Here is a 1,259-nt window from a genome sequence, read left to right on the forward strand (position 1 = left end):
TGACATGAGACCGAAGTTTCCTCCGGTCATAGGTAGAGCCCAGGATGGTGTTGATGCCCGATATGGGCGGTGATGGCAAGAAGGGCCGGGGCATGCCCCGGCCCTTTTTGCGTCGCGGCTCGTGCGGCAGCTTCCGCCGGCGTGGCGCCGTGGAGGCCGGAATGCGGCCGCACATGGTTGTAGTCGTCCCGCCAGGCGGCCAGAACGGCCTTGGCGTGGGGGAGCGAGATGAACAGCGTCTCGTTCATGCACTCGTCCCGAAGGCGCCCGTTGAAACTCTCGACGAAGCCGTTCTGCATGGGCTTGCCGGGGGCGATATAGTGCCATTCGACGCGGCGGTCCTGGGACCAGCGCAGGATCGCCATGCTGGTCAGTTCCGTGCCGTTGTCGCTGACCATCATCAGCGGCTTGCCGCGGCCGATGATCAAGCCATCCAGTTCGCGGGCGACGCGGATGCCCGACAGCGAGGTGTCGGCCACCAGCGCCAGGCATTCCCGGGTGAAGTCGTCGACCACGGCCAGGATGCGGAAGCGCCGGCCGTCGGCAAAGGTATCGGCCACGAAATCCAGCGACCAGCGCTGGTTCGGCCCCTGCGGGATCGTCATCGGCGCCCGCGTTCCCAAGGCCCTCTTGCGTCCACCCCGGCGGCGGACCTGGAGCTTTTCCTCGGCGTAGAGCCGCCGCAGCTTCTTCTGGTTCATGACAAGGCCCTCCCGGGCCAGCAAAAGATGGAGACGCCGATAGCCGAACCGCCGCCGCTGCCGCGACAACTCCCGCAGCCGCGTTCGGATCTCGCCGTCGTCCGGCCGCCGCGACCGGTAACGCACCGACGAACGATCCGCATCCAGCACCGAACACGCCCGCCGCTCGCTCACCCCATGGACGTCACGCAGGTGGGCGACGGCCTGCCGCACAGCTGCGGGCGTCACCATTTTTTTGCGGCGACGTCCTTCAACATGGCGTTGTCCAGCATCGCTTCGGCCAGCAGCTTCTTCAGCCGGGCGTTCTCCGCCTCCAGCGCCTTCAGCCGCCGGGCCTCCGACACCTCAAGCCCCCCGTACTTGGCCTTCCACTTGTAGAAGGTCGCCTCGCTGACCCCATGGCGGCGGCATACATCCGCCGTCTTTCCCCCGGCCTCCTGCTCCCGAAGGATGCCGATGATCTGTTCTTCCGTGAACCGGCTCCGCTTCATTCATCCGTCTCCTCGTTTTGCGACGGACTCTACCCATTCTTGGAGGAATTTTCCGGTCTCACGTCAG

General features: G+C 65.8%; 1 protein-coding gene. It reads right to left on the reverse strand.

The features are described 5' to 3' along the window. Positions 1-26: 26 nt before the first annotated feature. Positions 27-1,192, reverse strand: a protein-coding gene (locus ODR01_RS25190) for an IS3 family transposase (RefSeq protein WP_316980471.1) whose coding sequence is annotated in 2 segments (ribosomal slippage) — positions 27-940 and positions 940-1,192 — 1,167 coding nt in all. Because the reading frame shifts where the segments join, the coding sequence is not laid out codon by codon here. Positions 1,193-1,259 lie beyond the last annotated feature (67 nt).

The sequence above is a fragment of the Shumkonia mesophila genome (assembly GCF_026163695.1).
In the GTDB taxonomy this organism is placed as follows: Bacteria; Pseudomonadota; Alphaproteobacteria; order Rhodospirillales; family Shumkoniaceae; genus Shumkonia; species Shumkonia mesophila.